This is a genomic window from Micromonospora peucetia (assembly GCF_900091625.1).
Classification (GTDB): Bacteria; Actinomycetota; Actinomycetes; order Mycobacteriales; family Micromonosporaceae; genus Micromonospora; species Micromonospora peucetia.
Map to the genome: position 1 here is coordinate 1756084 of NZ_FMIC01000002.1, position 21396 is coordinate 1777479.

The 21396-nt window shown below is 72.6% G+C and carries 17 protein-coding genes; 6 read left to right on the forward strand and 11 right to left on the reverse strand.

Translation table 11 applies throughout. The features are described from left to right. Positions 1-20: 20 nt before the first annotated feature. On the reverse strand, positions 21-1358 hold the full coding sequence (gene hemL / locus GA0070608_RS08205) for a glutamate-1-semialdehyde 2,1-aminomutase (RefSeq protein ID WP_091624416.1): 1338 nt from the start codon (positions 1356-1358) through the stop codon (positions 21-23). 271 nt (positions 1359-1629) lie between these two features. Between hemL and GA0070608_RS08210 the strand changes: the two genes are divergently transcribed. Continuing rightward, positions 1630-1965, forward strand: a complete 336-nt coding sequence (locus tag GA0070608_RS08210; RefSeq protein ID WP_091624421.1) for an STAS domain-containing protein — start codon at positions 1630-1632, stop codon at positions 1963-1965. Between the two features lie 499 nt (positions 1966-2464). Here GA0070608_RS08210 and GA0070608_RS08215 read toward each other — a convergent pair whose 3' ends face one another. Continuing rightward, positions 2465-3019 (reverse strand): response regulator, encoded by a 555-nt coding sequence (locus GA0070608_RS08215; RefSeq protein ID WP_091624424.1) that lies wholly within the window; start codon positions 3017-3019, stop codon positions 2465-2467. Continuing rightward, positions 3016-7383 (reverse strand): HAMP domain-containing protein, encoded by a 4368-nt coding sequence (locus tag GA0070608_RS08220; protein ID WP_091624427.1) that lies wholly within the window; start codon positions 7381-7383, stop codon positions 3016-3018. Before GA0070608_RS08220 ends, GA0070608_RS08215 begins: the two co-directional genes overlap by 4 nt. Before the next feature lie 206 nt (positions 7384-7589). Between GA0070608_RS08220 and GA0070608_RS08225 the strand changes: the two genes are divergently transcribed. Further along, a complete protein-coding gene (locus GA0070608_RS08225) occupies positions 7590-9680 on the forward strand; it encodes a SpoIIE family protein phosphatase (RefSeq protein WP_091624432.1) in 2091 nt (696 codons plus the stop codon). A gap of 57 nt (positions 9681-9737) precedes the next feature. Here the strand turns inward: GA0070608_RS08225 and GA0070608_RS08230 are convergent, their stop codons facing one another. Beyond that, complete coding sequence (locus GA0070608_RS08230; RefSeq protein WP_091624436.1) at positions 9738-11087, reverse strand: FAD-binding oxidoreductase; 1350 nt, start codon at positions 11085-11087, stop codon at positions 9738-9740. Between the two features lie 90 nt (positions 11088-11177). On the opposite strand from GA0070608_RS08230, the gene GA0070608_RS08235 reads away from it, so the two are divergent. After that, entirely contained in the window at positions 11178-13274 is a 2097-nt protein-coding gene (locus GA0070608_RS08235; RefSeq protein WP_091624440.1) for a S9 family peptidase, read from the forward strand. A 118-nt stretch (positions 13275-13392) separates the two neighbouring features. Here the strand turns inward: GA0070608_RS08235 and GA0070608_RS08240 are convergent, their stop codons facing one another. The 3 genes from GA0070608_RS08240 to GA0070608_RS08250 all read right to left on the reverse strand — a co-directional run bounded on the left by GA0070608_RS08240 (position 13393) and on the right by GA0070608_RS08250 (position 15440). Beyond that, positions 13393-14334: a threonine ammonia-lyase gene (locus GA0070608_RS08240; RefSeq protein WP_091624444.1), complete on the reverse strand. Its 942-nt coding sequence runs from the start codon at positions 14332-14334 to the stop codon at positions 13393-13395. 82 nt (positions 14335-14416) lie between these two features. Then, on the reverse strand, positions 14417-14854 hold the full coding sequence (locus GA0070608_RS08245; protein ID WP_091624449.1) for a VOC family protein: 438 nt from the start codon (positions 14852-14854) through the stop codon (positions 14417-14419). Position 14855: 1 nt separating this feature from the next. After that, positions 14856-15440 carry a DinB family protein gene (locus tag GA0070608_RS08250; protein WP_091624452.1) on the reverse strand — a complete coding sequence of 195 codons (585 nt, stop codon included), beginning with the start codon at positions 15438-15440 and terminating at the stop codon, positions 14856-14858. A 61-nt stretch (positions 15441-15501) separates the two neighbouring features. Here GA0070608_RS08250 and GA0070608_RS08255 point away from each other — a divergent pair, with 61 nt between their 5' ends. Together GA0070608_RS08255 and GA0070608_RS08260 are read left to right on the forward strand one after the other, a co-directional pair. After that, the gene (locus GA0070608_RS08255; protein WP_091624455.1) at positions 15502-16488 is read left to right on the forward strand and encodes a helix-turn-helix transcriptional regulator; all 987 of its coding nucleotides are present in this window, start codon (positions 15502-15504) and stop codon (positions 16486-16488) included. Further along, positions 16485-16673 carry a hypothetical protein gene (locus GA0070608_RS08260; protein WP_091624459.1) on the forward strand — a complete coding sequence of 63 codons (189 nt, stop codon included), beginning with the start codon at positions 16485-16487 and terminating at the stop codon, positions 16671-16673. Before GA0070608_RS08255 ends, GA0070608_RS08260 begins: the two co-directional genes overlap by 4 nt. 55 nt (positions 16674-16728) lie before the next feature. Here GA0070608_RS08260 and GA0070608_RS33945 read toward each other — a convergent pair whose 3' ends face one another. Both GA0070608_RS33945 and GA0070608_RS08265 read right to left on the reverse strand, forming a co-directional pair. Continuing rightward, a complete protein-coding gene (locus tag GA0070608_RS33945; protein WP_281185980.1) occupies positions 16729-16863 on the reverse strand; it encodes a hypothetical protein in 135 nt (44 codons plus the stop codon). A gap of 65 nt (positions 16864-16928) precedes the next feature. Then, positions 16929-17504: a TIGR03086 family metal-binding protein gene (locus tag GA0070608_RS08265; RefSeq protein WP_091624463.1), complete on the reverse strand. Its 576-nt coding sequence runs from the start codon at positions 17502-17504 to the stop codon at positions 16929-16931. Between the two features lie 31 nt (positions 17505-17535). On the opposite strand from GA0070608_RS08265, the gene GA0070608_RS08270 reads away from it, so the two are divergent. Further along, positions 17536-18402, forward strand: a complete 867-nt coding sequence (locus GA0070608_RS08270) for a helix-turn-helix domain-containing protein (RefSeq protein ID WP_091624468.1) — start codon at positions 17536-17538, stop codon at positions 18400-18402. 97 nt (positions 18403-18499) lie between these two features. On the opposite strand, the gene GA0070608_RS08275 is transcribed toward GA0070608_RS08270, so the two are convergent. Together GA0070608_RS08275 and GA0070608_RS08280 are read right to left on the reverse strand one after the other, a co-directional pair. Continuing rightward, positions 18500-20038: a SpoIIE family protein phosphatase gene (locus GA0070608_RS08275; protein WP_091624471.1), complete on the reverse strand. Its 1539-nt coding sequence runs from the start codon at positions 20036-20038 to the stop codon at positions 18500-18502. Between the two features lie 2 nt (positions 20039-20040). Beyond that, entirely contained in the window at positions 20041-21369 is a 1329-nt protein-coding gene (locus tag GA0070608_RS08280) for a sensor histidine kinase (protein WP_091634615.1), read from the reverse strand. Between the last annotated feature and the right edge of the window lie 27 nt (positions 21370-21396).

Here is a 21396-nt window from a genome sequence, read left to right on the forward strand (position 1 = left end):
CTCACTCCTCGCGCTCACCGCTACCCCCCGTGACCTGCCGCTGCCGCTGCGTTGGCCGCCACCGGCAGTGCGGCGGCGATCTGCTCCAGAGCGGCGTCGTCCAGCGCCGCCGACACGAACCACGCCTCGAACGCGCTCGGCGGCAGGTAGACGCCGCTGGCGAGCATCGCGTGGAAGAACGCCTTGAACGCGGGCACCTGCTGGGTGCGTGCGCTGTCGTAGTCGACCACATCGGCGTCGGTGAAGAAGATCGAGAACATGTTTCCCGCGTACGACAGCCGGTGCGGAACCCCGGCGGCGGCGAGCGCGTCGGCGGCGAGCCTGCCCACGCCGGCGGCCAGGTCGTCCAGCCTGCGGTAGAGCGCTTCGTCGGCCAGCCGCAGGGTGGCCAGGCCGGCGGCACAGGCCAGCGGGTTACCGGAGAGGGTGCCGGCCTGGTAGACCGGGCCGGCGGGGGCCAGTCTTTCCATGATCTCCGCGCGCCCGCCGAACGCCGCGGCCGGCAGCCCACCCCCCATGACCTTGCCGTACGTCCACAGGTCCGCGTCGGAGGGGTCGAGGCCATGCCAACCGGCGCGGGAGACCCGGAACCCGGTCATCACCTCGTCGACGATGAGCAGCGCGCCGTGCGCGTGCGCGATCCGGGCGAGCTGGGTGTTGAAACCGTCGCGCGGGGCGATCACGCCCATGTTGCCGGCGGCGGCCTCGGTGATGATCGCGGCGATGTGCTGGCCCTCGGCGGCGAACGCCTGCTCCACAGCGGCGACGTCGTTGTACGGCAGCACGATCGTGTCACCCGCCGCCGCGCCGGTCACCCCCGGCGAGTCGGGCAGCCCGAGGGTGGCCACCCCCGAACCGGCGGCGGCCAGCAGGCCGTCGGAGTGCCCGTGGTAGCAGCCGGAGAACTTCACGATCCGGGGGCGGCCGGTGAAGCCGCGCGCCAGCCGGATCGCCGACATGGTGGCCTCGGTGCCGGAGTTGACCAGCCGGACCTGCTCGACCGGGGTGCGGTCGACGATCTCGGCAGCCAACTCGACCTCGCCCGGGGTGGGGGTGCCGAAGCTGGTGCCCCGGGTCGCGGCCGACCTGATGGCCTCCACGACCTCCGGGTGCGCGTGGCCGAGGATCAGCGGACCCCAGGAGGAAACCAGGTCGACGTAGCGCCGGTCGTCGGCGTCGTAGAGCCAGGGCCCCTCCCCCCGGACCATGAAACGCGGCGTGCCGCCGACGGCACGGAACGCGCGCACGGGGGAGTTCACCCCGCCGGGCACGATGGCCTTGGCGCGGTCGAACAGGGCCTCGGAGGCCGGTGCGTCGGCCGGGTAGCGGCCGGATCCGGCGGGAAACATATCGGTCACGATGCCGCCATTGTGTCAGCGTCGGATGGCGAATCGGCAGGCACCCCGCACCGGGGTTACCCGGCTCACCCGGGCCGGCCCCGCCTCCGGTGTCGCGGCGGACTGGTTCCTGCGCCCGGCGCGGGCTCGCTCCCGTAGTCGCGGCGGGTTGGTTCCGGCGCCCGGCGCGGGTTCGCTCCCGTTCTCGGGAGCGGGTCGTTCCGCCCGACGGGGCTCGGGTCGCCACCCCGCTCGACAGGCCGGGTCGTCCGGATCGCGCTAGGCTGACCCGGTGGATCGTGCCGAACTGTCCATCACGCTACACCGGACGGGCGATGAAGCTGTGCTTCGCCTGGCCGGTGAGATCGACATGCTCACGGCCGCTCAGCTGTCGACCGTCGTCAACGAGGTGCTCGTCGACCCGCCGCCGCGGATCGTCCTCGACCTCGGCGGGGTCACCTTCTGCGACTCGCAGGGCCTGGGCACCCTCGTCGTACTCAGCCGCAAGGCCAGCCACGCGCAGAGCCTGCTGATGCTGACCAACGTCGGCGAATTCCTGATCCGCGTCCTGGACATCACCGGCCTGCGTAGCGCCCTGATGATCCGCAACGACCAGACCACCGGCTGACCCACCCGTTCCTGGCCCTCTGCACGCCCCGACAGGCCGGCCCGCCAACCACCCAGCCGCCCCAACCACGACTCTCGCCCGGCCCGCCCCGCTCTGCCTCAGCTCACCCGGCCTGCCTCAGCCCGGCCCGCATCAGCCCAGTCCAGCCCGCCTCAGCCCAGCCCACCCTCGCCGCACCGCCCCGACCCGACTACGCCCCGGCCTCAGCCCAGCCCGGCCCGCTCTCGGCGGCCCAGCCCGTCCCGGCCAGGCCTGCCCTCGACCCGCTCGGTCCGTCGATCTTGCACTTTCAGCCCTCGTTAATCGGCATTTGACCGCTATGCCGGGGCACAAAGCGCAAGATCGGCGCGGGACAGGTCGGCGCGGACAGGTCGGCGCGGACAGGTCGGCGCGGGACAGGTCGGCGCGGGAGGGTGGGGTGGGATGGCAGGTCAGCGTGGGGTGGGGCAGGGGGTGGGGTGGTGGGGTGGTGGGGTGGGCTGCTCTCGCATCATCGCTGTCAGGGGGTGTTGCCCCAGCGGGCCTGCTCCAGGAGGCGCACCGCGCGGTCGGAGGCGTCCGGGTCGTCCGTGCGTAGCATCGCGGTGGCCTCGTCGACCGCGTCGGTCAGCACCCGCCACTGCGCGTCGCGCTCCCGCACCAGATCCGACTGGGCCGCGAGCTGCCGGGTCTTCACCCACAGCTCGACGAAGACCGACACCTTGGCCCGCAGCACCCACGGGTCGAACGGCTTGGTCAGGTAGTCGACCGCGCCGACCGCGTAACCACGCAGCGCGAGCTGGGCGTCCCGGTCGGCGGCGGTGAGGAAGATGATCGGTACGTGCCGCGTACGCTCGCGCCGCTTGATGTGGCTGGCCGTCTCGAAGCCGTCCATGTCCGGCATCTGGGCATCCAGCAGGATCACCGCGAAGTCGTCGACCAGCAGTTGCTTCAGGGCCGCCTCGCCACTCTCGACAGCGACGGACTGGACCGGCAGCCCCTGGAGAATCGCCTCCAGTGCCATCAGGTTCTCCCGGCGGTCGTCCACCAGCAGCGCCTTTGCCATCTGGGTCACGAACTCTCCTCGGTTCGGCTGCCGCTGATCCAGGACGACATGAGTTCGATCAACTCGTCCAGGTCGACGGGCTTGGTGATGTAGTCACTTCCCCCGGCCGCCAGCGCCGACTCGCGGTCGCCGGGCATGGCCTTCGCGGTCAGGAAGACGATCGGCAGGTCGGCGAACCGGTGGTTGCGCCTGATCTGTCGGGTCGTCTCGTACCCGTCCTGATCGGGCATCATCGCATCCATCAGGACAATGTCCACCTCCGGATGCTCGGCCAGCAGGCGGACGCCGTCCGCACCGTTGTCCGAGTACAACACGGTCAGCCCGTGCAGTTCCAACGCGCTGGTCAGCGCGAAGACGTTCCGGACGTCGTCGTCGACGATCAGCACGGTGGCCCCGTCCAGCCGCCGGGTGGCCGGCGTGGAGGCCGCTACGGGCAACTCCAGCGGCGGCATCAGCAGTGAGGACGGCAGTCCGGCCCGCGCCGGTGACGGCGGCAGTGGCGCGACCACCGCGTCCGGGGCGAGCACGTCCGGCACGAAGAGGGTGAACGTTGAGCCCTGCCCGGGTGCCGACGCCACCACGATGCTGCCGCCCAGCAGGCGGGCCAGGTCCCGGCTGATCGACAGCCCCAGCCCCGTACCGCCGTAGCGACGGCTGGTGGTGCCGTCAGCCTGCTGGAACGCCTCGAAGATCAGTGACAGCTTGTCGTCGGAGATGCCGATGCCGGTGTCGACCACCGTGAATGCGATGACCTGCTGCGCGTTGGTCAGGGCCGGCACGTCGAAGATCGTGTTGTCGGGCGCCGTCGCGATCCGCAGCGTCACCGCGCCGTTGTCGGTGAACTTGACCGCGTTGGAGAGCATGTTGCGCAGGATCTGCTGGAGTCGCTGGGCGTCGGTGACCAGCGCCGCCGGCAGGTCTTTGCTGATCCGCACCTGGAAGTCCAGGCCCTTCTCCTCGGCCTGCGGCACGAACGCCTGCTCCACGTAGCCGCGGATCTCGTCGAACCGGACCTCGGTGGGCTCGACGTCCATCCGCCCCGCCTCGATCTTCGACAGGTCCAGGATGTCGTCGATCAGCGACAGCAGGTCGGAACCGGCGCCGTGGATCGTCCGGGCGAACTCGATCTGCTTCGGCGTGAGGTTCCGCTCCGAGTTCTCAGCCAGCAGCCGGGCCAGCAGCAGCAGTGAGTTCAACGGGGTACGCAGTTCGTGGCTCATGTTGGCCAGGAACTCCGACTTGTACGCCGACGCCCTCGTGAGCTGCTGGGCCTTCTCCTCCAGGCCGAGCCGGGCCAACTCGATCTCCCGGTTCTTCGTCTCGATGTTGCCCTTCTGTTCCGAGAGCAGCTGCGCCTTGTCCTCCAGCTCGGCGTTGGTGCGCTGAAGCTCCGCCGACTGCTCCTGCAACTCGTGGGCGAGCCGCTGGGACTGCGCCAGCAGTTCCTCCGTACGCCGGTTGGCCTGGATGGTGTTGACCGCGACGCCGGTGGTGAGCACGAGCCGCTCCAGGAACGACAGGTGCAGCTCGGAGAAGGCCGCCACGCTGGCGAACTCGATGACCCCGAGCAACTCGCCCTCGAAGAGCACGGGCAGCACGACCAGATCGGCCGGCGGGGTCTCGGCGAGCCCGGAGCGGAGCATCAGCTTGCCGTCCGGCGCCGCGCCCATCCGGATCGTGCGGCGGGACAGGGCGGTCTGGCCGACCAGCCCCTCGCCGGGGCCGAAGGTGACCTCCTGTCCCCGGGCGACGTAGCCGTACGAGGCGGTCAACCGCAGCCGCATCACGCCCTCGGACGTGTCCGCCAGGAAGAACGCGCCGAGCTGCCCGTCGACCAGCGGAGTCACCTCCATCATGATCATGCGGCAGACCTCGCCCAGGTCGCGCTGCCCCTGGAGCAGGCCGCCGATCCGGGCCAGGTTCGAGTCGAGCCAGCCCTGCTCGGCGTTCTTCTTGGTCGTCTCCCGGAGGGTGACGATCATCTGGTTGATGTTGTCCTTCAGTTCGGCGACCTCGCCCTGCGCCTTGACCGCGATCCGCTGGGTCAGGTCGCCCCGGGTCACCGAGGTGGAGACCTGCGCGATGGCGCGCAGCTGGGTGGTTAGGGTCGAGGCGAGCTGGTTGACGTTCTCGGTGAGGTCCCGCCAGGTGCCCGAGACGCCCTTCACCTGGGCCTGACCGCCGAGCTTGCCCTCCGAGCCGACCTCGCGGGCGACCCGGGTCACCTCGTCGGCGAATGACGACAGCTGGTCCACCATCGTGTTGACCGTCGACTTCAACTCCAGGATCTCGCCCTGGGCGTCAACGGTGATCTTCTGCGACAGGTCACCCTTCGCCACCGCCGTGGTGACCGACGCGATGTTGCGCACCTGCGACGTCAGGTTCGACGCCATCGAGTTCACGTTGTCGGTCAGATCCCGCCAGGTGCCAGAAACGCCCTTCACCTGGGCCTGACCGCCGAGCTTGCCCTCCGTACCCACCTCACGGGCGACCCGGGTCACCTCGTCGGCGAATGACGACAACTGGTCCACCATCGTGTTCACCGTCGACTTCAACTCCAGGATCTCGCCCCGGGCATCCACGGTGATCTTCTGCGACAGGTCACCCTTCGCCACCGCCGTGGAGACCTGGGCGATGTTGCGCACCTGGGCGGTCAGGTTCGACGCCATCGAGTTCACGTTGTCGGTCAGGTCCCGCCACGTACCGGCGACCCCCCGCACCTGGGCCTGGCCGCCGAGCTTGCCCTCCGTACCGACCTCGCGGGCCACCCGGGTCACCTCGTCGGCGAACGACGACAACTGGTCCACCATCGTGTTCACCGTCGACTTCAACTCCAGGATCTCGCCCCGGGCATCCACGGTGATCTTCTGCGACAAGTCACCCTTCGCCACCGCCGTGGTGACCGACGCGATGTTGCGCACCTGCGACGTCAGGTTCGACGCCATCGAGTTCACGTTGTCGGTCAGATCCCGCCAGGTGCCCGAGACACCCTTCACCTGGGCCTGGCCGCCCAGCTTGCCCTCCGTACCCACCTCACGGGCCACCCGGGTCACCTCGTCGGCGAACGACGACAACTGGTCCACCATCGTGTTCACCGTCGACTTCAACTCCAGGATCTCGCCCTGGGCGTCAACCGTGATCTTCTGCGACAGGTCACCCTTCGCCACTGCGGTGGAGACCTGGGAGATGTTGCGGACCTGACTGGTCAGGTTGCCGGCGAGCTGGTTGACGTTCTCGGTCAGGTCCCGCCAGGTGCCCGAGACACCGCGCACCTGGGCCTGACCGCCCAGCTTGCCCTCGATGCCCACCTCGCGGGCCACCCGGGTCACCTCGTCGGCGAACGACGACAACTGGCCCACCATCGTGTTGACGGTGTCCTTGAGCTCCAGGATCTCGCCCTGCGCCGCCACGGTGATCTTCTGCGACAGGTCGCCCCGGGCCACCGCCGTGGAGACCTGGGCGATGTTGCGCACCTGGGCGGTCAGGTTCGACGCCATCGAGTTGACGCTGTCGGTCAGGTCCTTCCAGGTGCCGGCCACGTTCGGCACCTCGGCCTGGCCGCCGAGCTTGCCCTCCGTACCCACCTCGCGGGCCACCCGGGTCACCTGCTCGGCGAAGAGTCGCAGGGTGTCGGTGAGGTAGTTCATCGTGTCGGCCAGCTCGGCGACCTCGCCGCGCGCGCTGACCGTGATCTTCTGCGACAGGTCGCCCTTGGCCACCGCCGTCGCCACCTGCGAGATCGACCGCACCTGGCCGGTCAGGTTCGACGCCATGGTGTTCACCGAGTCGGTGAGGTCCTTCCAGGTGCCGGCAACGCCGCGCACGTCGGCCTGGCCGCCCAGCTTGCCCTCGGTGCCCACCTCCCGTGCCACCCGGGTGACCTCGTTCGAGAAGGACGAGAGCTGGTCGACCATCGTGTTGACCGTGCGGCCGATCCGCAGGTACTCACCGCGCAGCGGCCGGCCGTCGATCTCCAGGGCCATGTGCTGGGTGAGGTCGCCGTCGGCCACCGCGACGATGACCCGGGCGATCTCGGTGGTCGGCCGGCCCAGGTCGTCGATCAGTGAGTTGACCGCCCGCTGCCCCTCCGCCCAGGAGCCGTCCAGGCCCTCGTCGTCCAGGCGCTCGGTGAGCCGGCCGTCCCGGCCGACGATCCGGCTGATCCGCCGCAGGTCGAGGTACTGCCGCTCCTGGAGCGACACGACCTCGTTGAAGGCGTCCGCGACCTCACCGGCCCGGCCCGCCCGGCGGGGCAGCCGGACCTTCAGGTCGCCCCGGCGGACCCGCAGCAGCGCTTCGGTCAGCTCGCCGAGGAGCGCCTCGTGGTCGGGCGCGGACGGATCCACGGTCGCCGACTGTTTCGTGGTCATCATTCCTCGCTCAGGTCGGGGCGACCGGCTCCTGCCGACACCGGCCATCCCATCATTGTGCCCGTGCTCTCGTCCGCGCCACGCCCACGCCCACGCGCCCGAAGGCCGAGGGCGGGGCTGGCGGGACGGGCGAGGTGGGTGGGGGCGGGCGAGGCGCCCGTACGGGGATCGGCTTGGCGCTTGCGCCGGTGGCGGTGGAGGATACGGGGGTGTCAGCGGAGGCGGGGCCCGCGTCGACCGGGGGCCGAGACGAGCACATCCGGCGCGTCAGGCTCCCCGCGGACCGGCGTACACCCGCTGCGGCGCGGGCCCTCGTGCGGTCCGTGCTCACCGAGGCCCACCTGGACGAGTTGGCCAACGAGGCCATGTTGCTCACCACCGAGCTCTCCACCAACGCGGTGGAACACGCCCGCACCGAGCTGGACGTCGAGGTGGTCGCCGACCCGGTCGGGCTCACCGTCACCGTGTCCGACTTCGCGGCCGGGCCGGTGGAGGAGCTGACCGTCGGGGTCCGCAACGACGCCACCGACATCAACGAGGTTTCGGTACGCGGCCGGGGGCTGCTGCTGGTCGACCACTTCGCCAGCCGCTGGGGCACCACCTACCTGCCCACCGGCAAGGGCGTCTGGTTCCGGCTGGATCGGCCCGGCCTGGCAGCGGCCGGCCGGGAGGCGGGATCCACCGGACAGGCGGTGCCCGCCGCGGCGACCGCCGGGGGCGGCACGCCGGCAGCTCCGGAGAGTTCCGCGCCGAGCGCCGGGGCGATGAGTGAGCTGATGCAGACCACGCCCGACCCGTACGCCGAGGATCCGCTGCCCGACTTCGCGACCAGCCTGCTCACCCGGGTAGGAGAGATGGTCGGCGCGGCCGGCGGGGTCGTCCGGCTGGACCGGGGGGACGGGCAGGGCACCCAGGTGCTGGCCCGGTACGGCCGCCAGCCCCGGCCCGGCAACGAGCTGCTCCTGGTGCCGCTGGCCGTGCACCGCCCGTACGCCGGCGAGCTGGAGCTGGATGCGGCCCCGTCCGCGTACGCCCGGCCGCTGGCCGTGCTGATGGCCGAACGGCTCTCGCTGCACCTGGAGAACGACCGGCTGCGCCGGGCGGACATCCGCAGACGGGCCTGGCTGACGTTCCTCGCCGAGGCCAGCGAACTGCTCGCGCAGTCGCTCGACGTCGAGTTGACCATGGCGTTGGTCCCGCAGCTCGTGGTGCCCCGGCTCGGGCAGTGGTGCGCGGTGCACACGACCGACGAGTGGGGCCGACTGCGCCTCGCGGCGTCCAGCCACGCCGACGAGTCGGTGCTGCCCCAGCTGCACCAGGTGCTGGAGGAGACCGGCCCGGACTCGGTCCAGGCCCGGCTGCGCGAGGCCTCCCGCAACGGCACCCAGATGCCGCTCGGCGCGCCGATGGAGGGCTTCGCCGTACCGCTGATCGCCCGCGGACAGCGGCTGGGCACGCTGGCCGTCGGCCGGCACCAGCGGCACCGGCACGACCCGGACGAGGTCGCCGTGCTGGAGGACGTCGCCCGGCGGGCGGCGCTGGCGATCGAGAACGCCCGGATCCACGCCGAGCGCCGGCGGATCGCGCACACCCTCCAGCAGTCGCTGCTGCCGCCGGTGCTGCCCGTGGTCGAGGGCATCGGATTCGCCGCCGAGTACGTCCCGACCGGCGCCGACGTCGACGTCGGCGGCGACTTCTACGACGTGGTGCCCCTGCCGGACGGACGCTGGCTGGTGGTGATCGGCGACGTGTCGGGCAAGGGGGTGCAGGCGGCGACCGTCACCGGCCTGGTCCGCGACGTCATCCGGGTGCTGGTGGGCGACGGCAAGCCGCTGCCGGAGGCGCTGGCCCGGGTCAACGAGACCCTGTTCGAGCGGGGCGGGGGACGCTACTGCACGCTGGCCCTGGCTGCGGTGGGCCCCGGCGACGGCAACCAGCTCGACGTCTCCCTGCACCTCGCCGGCCACGACCGGCCGGTGCTGCTGCCCGCAGGCGGCGGAGCGCGTTTCGTCGGTGCCGGGGGCACCGCGCTCGGCCTGCTCGACTCGATCGCCACACCGACGGCGGAGATGACGCTCGACCCGGGCGACTCGCTGGTCTTCTACACCGACGGGGTCACCGAGCGGCGGCGCGGTCGGGAACTGTTCGGCACCGACCGGCTACGCGCCGCCGCCGCCCCGCTGGCCGGCTACTCGGCAGACGTGATCGCTGCCCGGCTCCGCTCGACGGCGATCGGTTTCTCGGCCGAGGCGCCCCGCGACGACATCGCCATCCTGGTGCTCCGTAACGACGCCACCTGAGCACCGGTGGCAGGGCCGGCACGGGTCGACGGCCGGGCCTCGGCAGCGGCGACGTGATCAGAGGCCGCCGGGTAGGCGGCCCGGGGCGAGGCGGCGGTGCGGATCGAGGTGCTCCTTGGCCGCGCGCAACCGGGCCAGCCCGGCCAGCTCGCCCCACAGGTCGACGGCCCGCCGGACGGCTGCCGGCGCGGAGACCACCACGCACCGGCCCTGCCGGGCGAGGAGCACGCCACGAACGGCGGCCAGAATGGACGCCACCCGGTCGGGTGACATGGCGCCAGGCAGGGCCGCGTGCACCACGCCGAGACCGGCGGAGCCGCGCACCGGGACGGGCCCACCGGCGGCATCCCGCAGCGCGTAGACGGCGGCGTGCAGGTCGGCGATCGGCACCTCGATCCGCAGCGCCGTGTCGCCCGGGCCGAACGGATAGCGCCGCCACCACTCCGGTGCGGCGTGGCTGGCGGTCACGCCGCCGCCGAGGAGCGCGACGAGCCGGTCGGCGCGCTCGGCGACGTCGGCAGGGCCGCCCTCCAGCAGCACCACCAGCCGACCGGCGCCAACCGGGCCGCCGCCGGCGCGCCCCGCCATGGACGGGTGAGCGGCCATCGCGGCGGCCCGGCTGCCCTGGCGCGGCCGGGATCCCGCGCCGGCCGGCAGGTCCAGCTCGACCGCCGCCGGGTCGAGGCGGGCGGCGAGCACGGTGCGGACCAGGTCGTGCACCTCCAGCGGGGTCCAGACGGGTCGGCTGACCCAGATCCGGCCGGCCGGGACGGCCTGCACCCGCAGGGTCGCGGAGACCAGCACGCCGAGTGCCCCCTGGGAGCCGCAGAGCAACCGGGCCAGCTCCAGCCCGGCAGCTCCTCCCCCGGCGTCGACGAGCGCGCCGTCGGCATCGAGGTAGCGCACCCGGACGAGCTGGTCGCAGGGGCTGCCGTGGCGGTGCCGCAGCGGCCCCGCCTCGCCGGCGGCGAGCACCCCGCCGAGGGTGGCGCCGGGCGACGGGGCGTCGAGCGCCAGGCGCTGCCCGGTGCGGTCGAGAGTGGACTGCACCGCGCGCAACGGGGTGCCCGCCCCGACCTCGGTGGTGGGCGCGCCGACCGGCTCGTGCCCGATCCCGGCGAGCCGGCCGGTGTCGAGCATGATGTCGACCCGGTCGGGGGCGGCACCCCAGTCGATCTTCGTGCCGGCACCACGCGGCACCACCGACAGGTCGTGCCGGGCGGCGAGCCGCAGCACCTCGGCGGCGGCGTGCGGGCCACCCGGGACGGCGACCCAGCGGGCCGGGCGACCGGCCACCTCGTCGGCGGGGCCGGCGAAACGGGCGAACGGCGGGCCGCAGATCTCCGTCAACCGCCGGGTGATGTCGAGGGCTCCGGGCCGGTCGGTGGAACTCGCTGCAGCCGCCATGCCGGCTATCGTACACATGTTCTAAAGATGTGGCGGCGGGTCGCCGACGAGGCCGCGCGGCGGGCGGCGCGCGGCCGGTAACGTGGCGCCGTGACCACCGAGACCCCCGCGCCCACGGCGAAGCGGGTGCCCAGCGAGCGCACCCACCACGGCGACACCGTCGTCGACGAGTACGCCTGGCTCACCGGCAAGGACGACCCGGAGACGATCGCCTACCTGACCGCCGAGAACGCCTACACCGAGGCCCGGTCGGCGCACCTGGAAGGGCTGCGCGCCGACCTGTTCGAGGAGATCCGCCGGCGCACCCAGGAGACCGACCTGTCGGTGCCCGGCCGCAAGGGCGGCTACTGGTACTACACCCGCACCGTCGAGGGCCAGCAGTACGGCGTGCAGTGCCGCCGGGCGGTCCGCGACGGCGAGACCGAGCCGCCGGTCAGCGCGGACGGCGCACCGCTCGACGGCGAGGAGGTGCTGCTCGACGGCAACCTGCTCGCCGAGGGGCACGACTTCTTCGCGCTCGGCGCGTTCGACATCAGCCCGGACGGGCGGTGGCTGGCATACTCCACGGACTTCTCCGGCGACGAGCGGTTCACGCTGCGGGTCAAGGACCTCTCCACCGGCGAACTGCTGCCCGACGAGGTGCCCGACACGTTCTACGGCACCGCCTGGTCCGCCGACGCCTCCGTGCTGTTCTACGTCACGGTGGACGAGACGTGGCGCCCCAACCGGGTCTGGCGGCACACGCTGGGCACGTCGTCCGGCGAGGACACGGTGGTCTACCAGGAGGACGACGAGCGGTTCTGGGTCGGCGTCGAGTTGAGCCGCTCGGAGCGGTTCGTCCTCATCGACGTGCATAGCAAGATCACCAGCGAGGTGCTGGTGATCCCGGCCGGCAACCCGACCGGCACGCCGGCCTCCGTGGCGCCCCGGCGGCAGGGCGTGGAATACAGCGTCGAACACCACGGGCACCGCTTCCTGATCCTGCACAACGACGGCGCGGAGGACTTCGCGCTGGCGTACACCTCAGCGGACACGCCCGGCGACTGGGTGCCGCTGATCGAGCACTCGCCCGGCACCCGGCTGGAGGCGGTCGACGCCTTCGCCGACCACCTGGTCGTCTCGCTGCGCACCAACGGGCTGACCGGGCTGCGGGTGCTGCCCGTCGGCGGCGGCGACGCGTACGACATCGACTTCCCGGAGCCGCTCTACAGCGTCGGCCTACAGGGCAACCCGGAGTACCGCACCGAGCAGATCCGGCTGGGCTACACCTCGCTGGTCACCCCCGACTCGGTCTACGACTACGACCTGGTCACCCGGCAGATGGTGCTGCGCCGGCAGAAGCCGGTGAAGCCCGGGCCGGACGGGCGGGCGTACGACCCGGCCGACTACGAGCAGCACCGCGACTGGGCGCTCGCCGACGACGGGACCCGGGTGCCGATCTCGCTGGTCTGCCGGGCCGGCACGCCGAAGGACGGCTCCGCCCCCTGCGTGATCTACGGCTACGGCTCGTACGAGGCGAGCATGGACCCGTGGTTCTCCATCGCCCGGCTCTCCCTGCTGGACCGGGGCGTCATCTTCGCCGTGGCGCACATCCGCGGCGGTGGCGAGCTGGGCCGCCGCTGGTACGACCAGGGCAAGCTGCTGGCCAAGAAGAACACCTTCACCGACTTCGTCGCCTGCGCCCGGCACCTGGTAAAGGCGGGCTGGACGACGAGTGACCGGCTCGTCGCCCGGGGCGCGTCGGCCGGCGGGCTGCTGATGGGCGCGGTCGCCAACATCGCCCCGGACGCGTTCGCCGGGATCGTCGCGCAGGTGCCCTTCGTGGACGCGCTCACCTCGATCCTCGACCCGTCGCTGCCGCTGACCGTCACCGAGTGGGAGGAGTGGGGCAACCCGCTGGCCGACCCGGAGGTCTACGCGTACATGAAGTCCTACACGCCGTACGAGAACGTGCGGGCGGTGGACTATCCGGCGATCCTCGCGGTGACCAGCCTCAACGACACCCGGGTGCTCTACCACGAGCCGGCGAAGTGGGTCGCCCGGCTGCGGGCGGTCGCGCCGCGAGGCGACTACCTGCTGAAGACCGAGATGGGCGCCGGTCACGGCGGCCCGAGTGGCCGTTACGACTCCTGGCGTGAGGAGGCGTTCGTGAACGCCTGGATCCTCGACCACCTCGGCCACGCCTGACCTGAGGTAAGGAAGGGCACCTTCTCAACGGATTCCGTACAGGAAGGTGCCCTTCCTGACACGCTCAGCGCAGGACGCCCGACTGACACGCTCAGCGCAGGACGCCCGACTGACGCTCTCAGCGCAGGATGCCCGCCAGCACCGCCGGGTCGACGTTGCCGCCGGTCACCACGGCGACCGTACGACCGGACGGCAGCTCGGCGGCGCGGAACAGCCGGGCGGCCACCGCCACCGCGCCGCTCGGCTCCACCACCAGGCGGGCGTCGGTGACCAGCCGGCCCATGGCGGCGTGGATCTCCTCCTCGGTCACCGTGACGATGCGGTCGAGCCGGGCCCGCAGGTGGGCGAGGGTCAGCTCGGACGGCGGCAGGCGCAGCCCGTCGGCCATCGTCCGGTAGGTGCGCTCCTCGCCCCACACCACCACCGATCCGGCCGCCAGCGAGTCCCGGGCGTCGGCGGCGAACTCCGGCTCGACGCCGATCACGGTCGCCGCCGGCCGCAACGCCTTCACCGCGGTCGCGACACCGGAGGAGAGCCCGCCGCCGCCCACCGGCACCAGCACCACGTCGACGTCGGGCAGGTCCTCGGCGATCTCCAGGCCGACCGTGCCCTGCCCGGCGATGATCCGCCGGTCGTCGAAGGGCGGCACCAGCACCGCGCCCGTCGTCTCGGCGATCCGCTCCGCCTCCGGGCCACGTCGCGCTGGCGGCACCAGCAGCACCTCGACCCCCAGCGCCCGGATCCGGTCCACCTTCGCCGCCGGGGCGCCCTCGGGCACCACGATCCGGCACGGCACGTCGGCCGCCCGGGCCGCGTACGCCAGGGCCAGGCCGTGGTTGCCCGAGGAGTGGGTGACCACTCCACGGGCCCGCTCCTCGGGCGTCAGCCGGGCTACCGCGTGGGTCGCGCCACGCAGCTTGAAGGACCCCACCGGTTGCAGGCTCTCCGGCTTGAGCCACAGCTCTGCGTCCCATCCGGTCCGCAGCAGCGGAGTGTGCAGCACGGTGCCCGCGATGTCGGCGGCGGCGTTCCGGACGTCGGTGATCGAGACCAGATCCATCGGCCCATCCTGCCCGATCCGGGGCATGTCGACGGTCCCACGAAATCCCGGTCGGGCCCCGGACCCACCTTCATCCGGCTGGTCAGTCGAGGCAGAACTCGTTGCCCTCGGGGTCGGCCATCACGATGTGACCGGTGCCGAGCGGGGGCTCGGGCTCGAAGCGCCTGAGCCGGGTGGCACCGTGGGCGACGAGCCGCTCGGCCTCCGCCTCCAGGGCCGCCATCCGCGTTTCGCCCTCGGTCCCGGGGGCGGCTCGCACATCGAGGTGCACGCGGTTCTTGGCCTGCTTCCCCTCCGGCACCCGCTGGAAGAACAGCCGGGGCCGGGAGCCCTCGGGGTCGACCAGCCCCGAGGCGTCGTTGCGGCCCTCGGGGGGCACGCCCATCGCCTCCAGCGCCTGCTCCCACGACTCGTAGCCGCCGGGCGGGGCCTGCAACTGATAGCCGAGGGCCTCGGCCCAGAACGCCGCCAATCCGGCGGGGTCGGCGCAGTCGAAGGTTATCTGGACGTCGCGCGCCATCTCAGCTCGCCTCCTGTCGGGTCTGCTGACGAGTGTGCAGGTGCAGATCGCGCAGCAGGCACACTTCGGCCAGATGGTGGATCATCTCGCGGTTGATGTGCAGCACCAGTTCCGCCAGCGGACGCTCGGCGTACGGCCCCTCGGCCGCCCCGCACGGACGGGCGAGGCCGGTTTCGCCGAGGGACTCGACTCCGGCCTGCCACGCGGCGTACTCCGTGTCGAGCTGGGCCAGCGCCTCGGTCGCGGTCGCGGCGTACTCGAACGACTGGTAGTCGGTGGGCGCGCGACCGAAGTGCGCGGCATTGCGCACCGCGAGCACGCCGACGATCACGTGCCCGAGTCGCCAGGCGATCGTCGTGAACGGTGGCGGGTCGGGCATCGGCATCGCGAAGTCGATGGTCATCGCGCCGGCCCCGGCCTGCACCGGTGCGGTTCCCGTGCCGCGCGGGCGCACGTTCCAGCAGCCGGGCGTCGGCTCCCAGAAGTACTCGTCGTCGGTGAGTCCGCCGAGGCGGTCGCGCAGCTGGTTGTCCCAGTGCCAGGCGAGCTGGTCTCGGAGCAGGGGGTTCCAGGTCTGGTCGGTCATGGCTCCAGCCTCCCGCAGATAGCGGACAGTTTCGTTCCGTTATCCGTGGAACGATGAGCGGGTGACCGTCGAGGCGACGACCGAGCGGGTGCTGCGGCTGCTGGCGCTGTTGCAGCGGCGGCCGTCCTGGACCGCCACCGAACTCGCCGCCGAGCTGGGGGTCACCGACCGCTCGGTGCGCCGCGACGTGGAGCGGCTGCGCGCGGTCGGCTACCCGGTGCACTCGACGGCGGGCGTCGGCGGCGGCTACCAGCTCGGCGCGGGCACCCGGCTCCCGCCGCTGCTCCTCGACGACGAGGAGGCGATCGCGACGGCGGTTTCTCTGCGGCTGGCGTCGGGGGGCACGGTCGCCGGGGCGGGCGAGGCGGCGCTGCGGGCGCTCGCGAAGCTCGACCAGGTGATGCCGGCCCGGCTGCGCGCCGAGGTGCGGGCGGTGCACGGCGCCACCGCGACCCTCGTCAACCCCGGGGTCGAGATCGACGCCGAGCTGCTGGTGACCCTCGCGCGTGCCTGTCGCGACGCCGTACGGGTGCGGTTCCGGTACGCCGGCCGCGACGGCGGGGAGCGCGAGCGCACGGTCGAGCCGGTGCGGATGGTCACGACCGGTCGCCGCTGGTACCTGATGGCCTGGGACGTCGACCGTGACGACTGGCGCACCTTCCGGCTGGACCGGATGCGCGGGGTGACGGCGACGACCTGGCGGTTCCGGGCTCGGGAGCATCCGGACCCGGTCGCCTACGTGCACCGGTCCGTGGCCGAGGCGCCGTACCGGTATCTCGCCCGCGTGCGGGTGCACGCCCGACCCGACCAGGTACGGGAGCTGGTGCCGCCCCAGGTGGGGCGGGTCGAGGACGATCGCGACGGGTGCTGCGTGCTCGTCGTCGGCGGCGAGAGCCTGGACTGGGTCGCCATGCACGTGGCCCGGCTGGGCTTCGAGGCGGAGGTGCTGGAGCCTCCGGAGCTGCGGGAGGCCGTCCTCCGGCTCGCCCGCCGCCTCACGGCGATGGCCGGGAATGCGCGGCCCGCAACACCTAGACTTTCGGGGTGACCGGGGCCGGCGAGGTGGACGACGACGAGCCGGCCGAGGGCGTACCGGCGTCGGGATGGCGGGCGGCGGCGCGCGACGGGCGCGTCTGGGCGATCCTCGCGGTGGTCGCGTTCCTGCTGGTGTGCTGCTGTTCCGCCGCCGCCGGGACGCTGCTCGCGCTCTCGGCCGGCCTGCTCGCCGTCTGAGCCGCCGGGTCGACAGGCGACCCGGGGCCGCCGGTGGGGCCGGCGTCGCGCCGGCTCAGGTCGTCCGCAGTTCCTCCACGGCCGTGCCGGCGCGCAGGAAGAGCAGGCCGACGCCGACCGTCACCAGCACCGCCGCCAGTGCGCCGGCACCGAGCAGTGCCAACTGCTCCAGGGGTACGTCGGGCGGCACGGTCACCACCGGCGGCCGTCAGCCGGCGGGCGGCGGGCTGCCGCGCGGGCCTGGGAAGGGTCCGTTCAGGAGCCCGCAGACCAGCCGGGGTCCCGGCCCGTCAGGGCGAGCAGGCGGTCGATCTCCGGGGCGTCCGAGGACGACGTCCCCACCGGTTCCGCGAAGACGCCCCGTTCCCGGGCCGTCGGCCCCATCTGTTCGGTCAGGGCGTACAGCGGGGGCAGCGCCTCGGGCACGGGCCGGTACGGCTGCCCGGTGGCGGCGGCCAGGTCCCAGGCGTGCACCGTCAGGTCCAGCAGCACCATGGTGCCGACCGTCTCCTGCGGCAGCCCCATCCCGGGTGAGACGCCGTCCAGCGCGGCCGGGTCCGACCACGCCTCCACCAGTTTCGCGGTCTCCGTCTCGAACCGGTCCCGCCAGCCCTCGGCCAGGTGGTCGGGCTTCGCCGCCCACTCCGGCTGCCGCCGGCCGGCGAGGGCCTGGAAGTTGACCACCACGTCGTAGAGGTGGTTGAGCAGGTCGCGCACTGCGTAGTCGCTGCACGGGGTCGGCAGGTCCAGTTGGTCGTCCGAGATCCCCCGGACCACGGCGACAGCATGCGGCGCCGCGGCTGCCAGCAGATCACTAGTCTTTGTGGCCATGGGACCAGCGTATGAGGATGGTCTTGAAGAAATGCGACACCAGCCGCGCCGCGACAGCCGCGGCATCCTCGACCCTCACCGCCTGCTGCGGGAGGTCCGGTTCCGCCGACGTCTGCCGGCCCCCGCGCTGCGGCCCTACGTGGAGCACTACTGGCTCGTCGACTGGGAGCTGACCGAGCCGTTCGCGCAAAAGGTGGTGCCGCATCCGGCCGTGAACGTGGTCTTCTCCCGGTTCGGCGACGCCCCGGAGACCGCCGAGATCGCCGGCGTCGGGCAACGGCTGTTCTCGATCACGCTGGCCGGCAACGGCCGGGTCTGCGGGGTCCAGTTCCGGCCGGGCGGCTTCCGACCGTTCTGGGGCCGGCCGGTCGCCGAACTGACCGGCCAGCGCCGGCCACTCACCACCGGATCGCCCACCGCCGGATTTCCCGCTGCCGGACCGGCCGCCGGCCCGACCGGGCCCAGCCGTGTCGGAGCGTCCGGCGCCGTCGGCGGCAGCCCGGTCTGCGGGGGTACGGACGACGAGCGCTGCGCCGCACTGGACGCCTTCCTCACCGCCTGGGCTCCCGAGCCGGACCCGGTCGCCGACGAGGTGATCGCGCTGGTGCAGGAGATCCGCTCCGACCGGAGCGTCCTGCGGGTCGACGACTTCGCCCAGCGCCACGACAGCTCGGTACGCCGGCTGCAACGGCTCTTCCTGGCGTACGTCGGCGTCGGTCCCAAGTGGGTCATCCGGCGGTACCGCCTCCAGGAGGCGATCGAGCAGGCCGCCGACGGACCGCAGGACTGGGCGACACTCGCCGCCGACCTGGGCTACAGCGACCAGGCCCACCTGGTCCGGGAGTTCACCGCGGTCGCCGGGATCCCCCCGGCCGCGTACGCCCGCTCGCTCGGCTGACCCCGCCCCGACCGCCGAACCTGTCAGGAAGGCCCTTCCTGTACGGAATCCGTCAACAAGGCGCCCCTCTTTGCACGGCACGGCACGGCGTGGCGGGTCAGTGGCGGCGGAGAGCGACCACGGCGACGTCGTCGTTGATCTCCGGCGGGGCCAGCTCGACCAGCAGCCGCTCGCAGAACCGGTCCAGGTCGTCGTCGACCCGGCAGGCGACCGCGGCCAGGGCGGCCAGCCCGTCGTCGATCGTGGTGTCCCGCCGCTCGATCAGGCCGTCGGTGTAGAACACCAGCGTCGCCCCGGCCGGCAGCACGAACTCCAGGTCGGGCGGCCGTGGCGCGCGGACCCCGAGCAGCGGGGCCGAATGCTGCACGAACTCCACCTTGCCGTCGAGGCTGAGCGCGGGCGGCAGGTGGCCGGCGCTGGCCAGCCGGATCCGGCCGCTGGGCGGGTGCAGCAGCAGCACGCAGATCGTGGCCAGTTCGTCGGGCAGCAGGGTACGCATCAGTTCGTTGACCCGGTGCAGGATCTCGCCCGGCTGGTGCCCCTCCACCGCGTACGCCCGCACCGCGTGCCGCAGCTCGGCCATCACCGTCGCGGCGTGCAGCGAGTGACCGGCCACGTCGCCGATGGCCAGCAGCAGGTGGCCGTCGAGCATCACCAGCTCGTAGAAGTCGCCGCCCACCTCGGTCTGGGCGCTCGCCGGCTCGTAGCGGACCGCCAGGTCGAGGCCGTTGATCTCCGGTATCCGGCGCGGCAGCAGGCTGCGCTGGAGGGTGACCGCGATGCGGTGCTCCTCGTCGAAGGAGCGCTGCGCCTCGACCGCCGCCGCCACCGCCTGGGCGAGCTGCACCAGCACCGGGGTGCGCGCGGTCTGCGTGGCGGTGGGCACGACGACGTAGAGCGGCGCGCGGTCCTCGCGCAGTCGGGCGGCGGCCACCGTGACCGTGTCGCCAGCCGGCCAGTCGACCAGGCCCCAGACGGCCGGCTCGGCCACCCGGACCGTCGTCCCGGTCGGCACCCCGGTGTCGTCGACGGTCCACCCGACGATCGTGGCGGCGGCGTCGGGGCCGCCTGAGACCCCGGCGACGCAGTCGCCGTCGAACGTCTCGGCGATCACCGCGGCCGGGCTCTTGAAGATCTGCGCGGCGCCGGCCGCCGCCGCCTCCAGCAGCCGCGCGAAGTTCGGGGCGGAGTGCACCGCCACGGTGGTGTCGGCCAGCCCGAGCAGCCGTTCGGCGAGCAGTTCCGCGCGCTGCCGGGCCCGGTAGTAGCGCAGCACCGCGTGGGAGGTGGCGACCAGTTCCTCCGGCTCGATCGGCTCCGCCAGGTACGCGTCCGCGCCCCGGGTCAGCCCCTGTGCCCGGTCCACCACGTCCACCGCGTGCGCGGACACGTGGATCACCGGCATCGCCGGGTGCGCCGCCTTGATCCGCTCGCAGACCTCGAACCCGTTCATGTCGGGCAGCCGCACGTCGAGCACCACGAGGTCGATCGGGTCCACCCCGACCCGGGACAGGGCCTCGCCGCCGTTCTCCGCCTCCAGCACGGCGAAACCCGCCCGGGAGAGCCAGCTGACCAGGAGGTAACGCTTGGTGGGACTGTCGTCGACCACCAGCACTGTCGCCGGGCCGCCCTCCACCGTCACGCTCCGCCCACCGGCAGGGTGACCGTGAACGTGCTGCCCCGTCCCGGCTCGCTGGACACCACCAGTCTGCCGCCGAGCAGGTTCACCAGCCGTCGGGCGTACGGCAGGCCGAGGCCGGTGCCGCCGACCCGGGTCGCGCCGGGCACCTGGTAGAACTCCTCGAAGATCCGCTCGTGCAGCCCCGGAGGGATGCCCGCGCCGGTGTCGGAAACCGACAGTGACCAGTGCTCGTCCCGCCGCTCCGCCCGCAGCCGGACCTCCCCGCGCTCGGTGAACTTGAGCCCGTTGTGCAGGAGATTGCGCAGCACCTGGGCCAGCAGCACCTCGTCGGTGCGCAGCGTCGCCGGCATCGGCGGCTCCTCCACCACCAGCTCCACCTCGGGGCGGGTGGCCAGGGCCCGCAGCGTGCCTCGCAACTGGCCGAAGACCGACCGCAGGTCGACCTCGGTCCAGTCGGGCTCGATCCGGCCCGACTCGGCCTTGGCCAGGTCGAGCAGCTCGTTGACCAGCGTGAGGAGGTCACTCGCGGAGGAGCGGATCAGCCCGACCTGGCGGGTCTGCTCGGCGGTGAGCGGGTCGGAGGCGGAATCGTCCAGCAGCCGGCCCAGCCCGATGATGGCGGTGACCGGCGCCCGCAGCTCGTGGCTGACGTTGGCCAGGAACCGGCTCTTCGACTCGCTCGCCGCCCGGAGCTGGGCGGACTTCTCGTCCAGCTCGGCGTAGAGGGCCACCACGCCCCGGTTGGTCTCCTCCAGCTCCTCGGTGAGCTGGTTGTAGAGCGCCATCACACCGCGGTTGGTCTCGGCCAGTTCGTCGTTCAGGACGGCCAGCTCGTCGCGTTGGCTGCGTACCTCGTCGAGGGCGGCGATCAGTTGGGCATTCTGGGCGGCCAACTCGTCCAGGGCGCTGCCCGGGGCGTTCTGGCCGAGCTCGGAGCGCAGCTCGGCGAGACGCTCGGGGGTCAGCGCCGCTGCGGTGACCGGAACACGTCGGGACATCCTCACGACCGTATCCCCCTCCCCGGGCACCACGCTCAACTTGTCCACCAACCGCGCCACCGCGCCGGACTGCGGCTCGTACCGCCCGTCGGGCAGCGGGCGCACCGGGACGAGGTCCACCCGGAGGTGCCGCCTACCGTCGGCGATGTCGTCGGCAATGATGAATGTCACGTCCGCCCCGCCGACGGCACGCAGCAGGTCCCGGGCGACCTCGCTGAGCGCCGTGGCGATGCGTACCTGGTCCTGGTGCTCCAGCCCCACGGCGGCGGCGACCTCACGACCCCGCTGCCGGACGACGAAGATGTCGTGTTCGACCCGCAGCGTCATCTGTAGCAGCGGCGCCGTTCCGGCGGG

Coding starts and splice junctions, on each gene's coding strand:
- GA0070608_RS08220 (WP_091624427.1), bottom strand. CDS start 7,383: ATGATGACCACGAAACAGTCGGCGACCGTGGATCCGTCCGCGCCCGAC.
- GA0070608_RS08230 (WP_091624436.1), bottom strand. CDS start 11,087: ATGGCGGCTGCAGCGAGTTCCACCGACCGGCCCGGAGCCCTCGACATC.
- GA0070608_RS08240 (WP_091624444.1), bottom strand. CDS start 14,334: ATGGATCTGGTCTCGATCACCGACGTCCGGAACGCCGCCGCCGACATC.
- GA0070608_RS08245 (WP_091624449.1), bottom strand. CDS start 14,854: ATGGCGCGCGACGTCCAGATAACCTTCGACTGCGCCGACCCCGCCGGA.
- GA0070608_RS08250 (WP_091624452.1), bottom strand. CDS start 15,440: ATGACCGACCAGACCTGGAACCCCCTGCTCCGAGACCAGCTCGCCTGG.
- GA0070608_RS08265 (WP_091624463.1), bottom strand. CDS start 17,504: ATGGCCACAAAGACTAGTGATCTGCTGGCAGCCGCGGCGCCGCATGCT.
- GA0070608_RS08270 (WP_091624468.1), top strand. CDS start 17,536: ATGCGACACCAGCCGCGCCGCGACAGCCGCGGCATCCTCGACCCTCAC.
- GA0070608_RS08280 (WP_091634615.1), bottom strand. CDS start 21,369: ATGACGCTGCGGGTCGAACACGACATCTTCGTCGTCCGGCAGCGGGGT.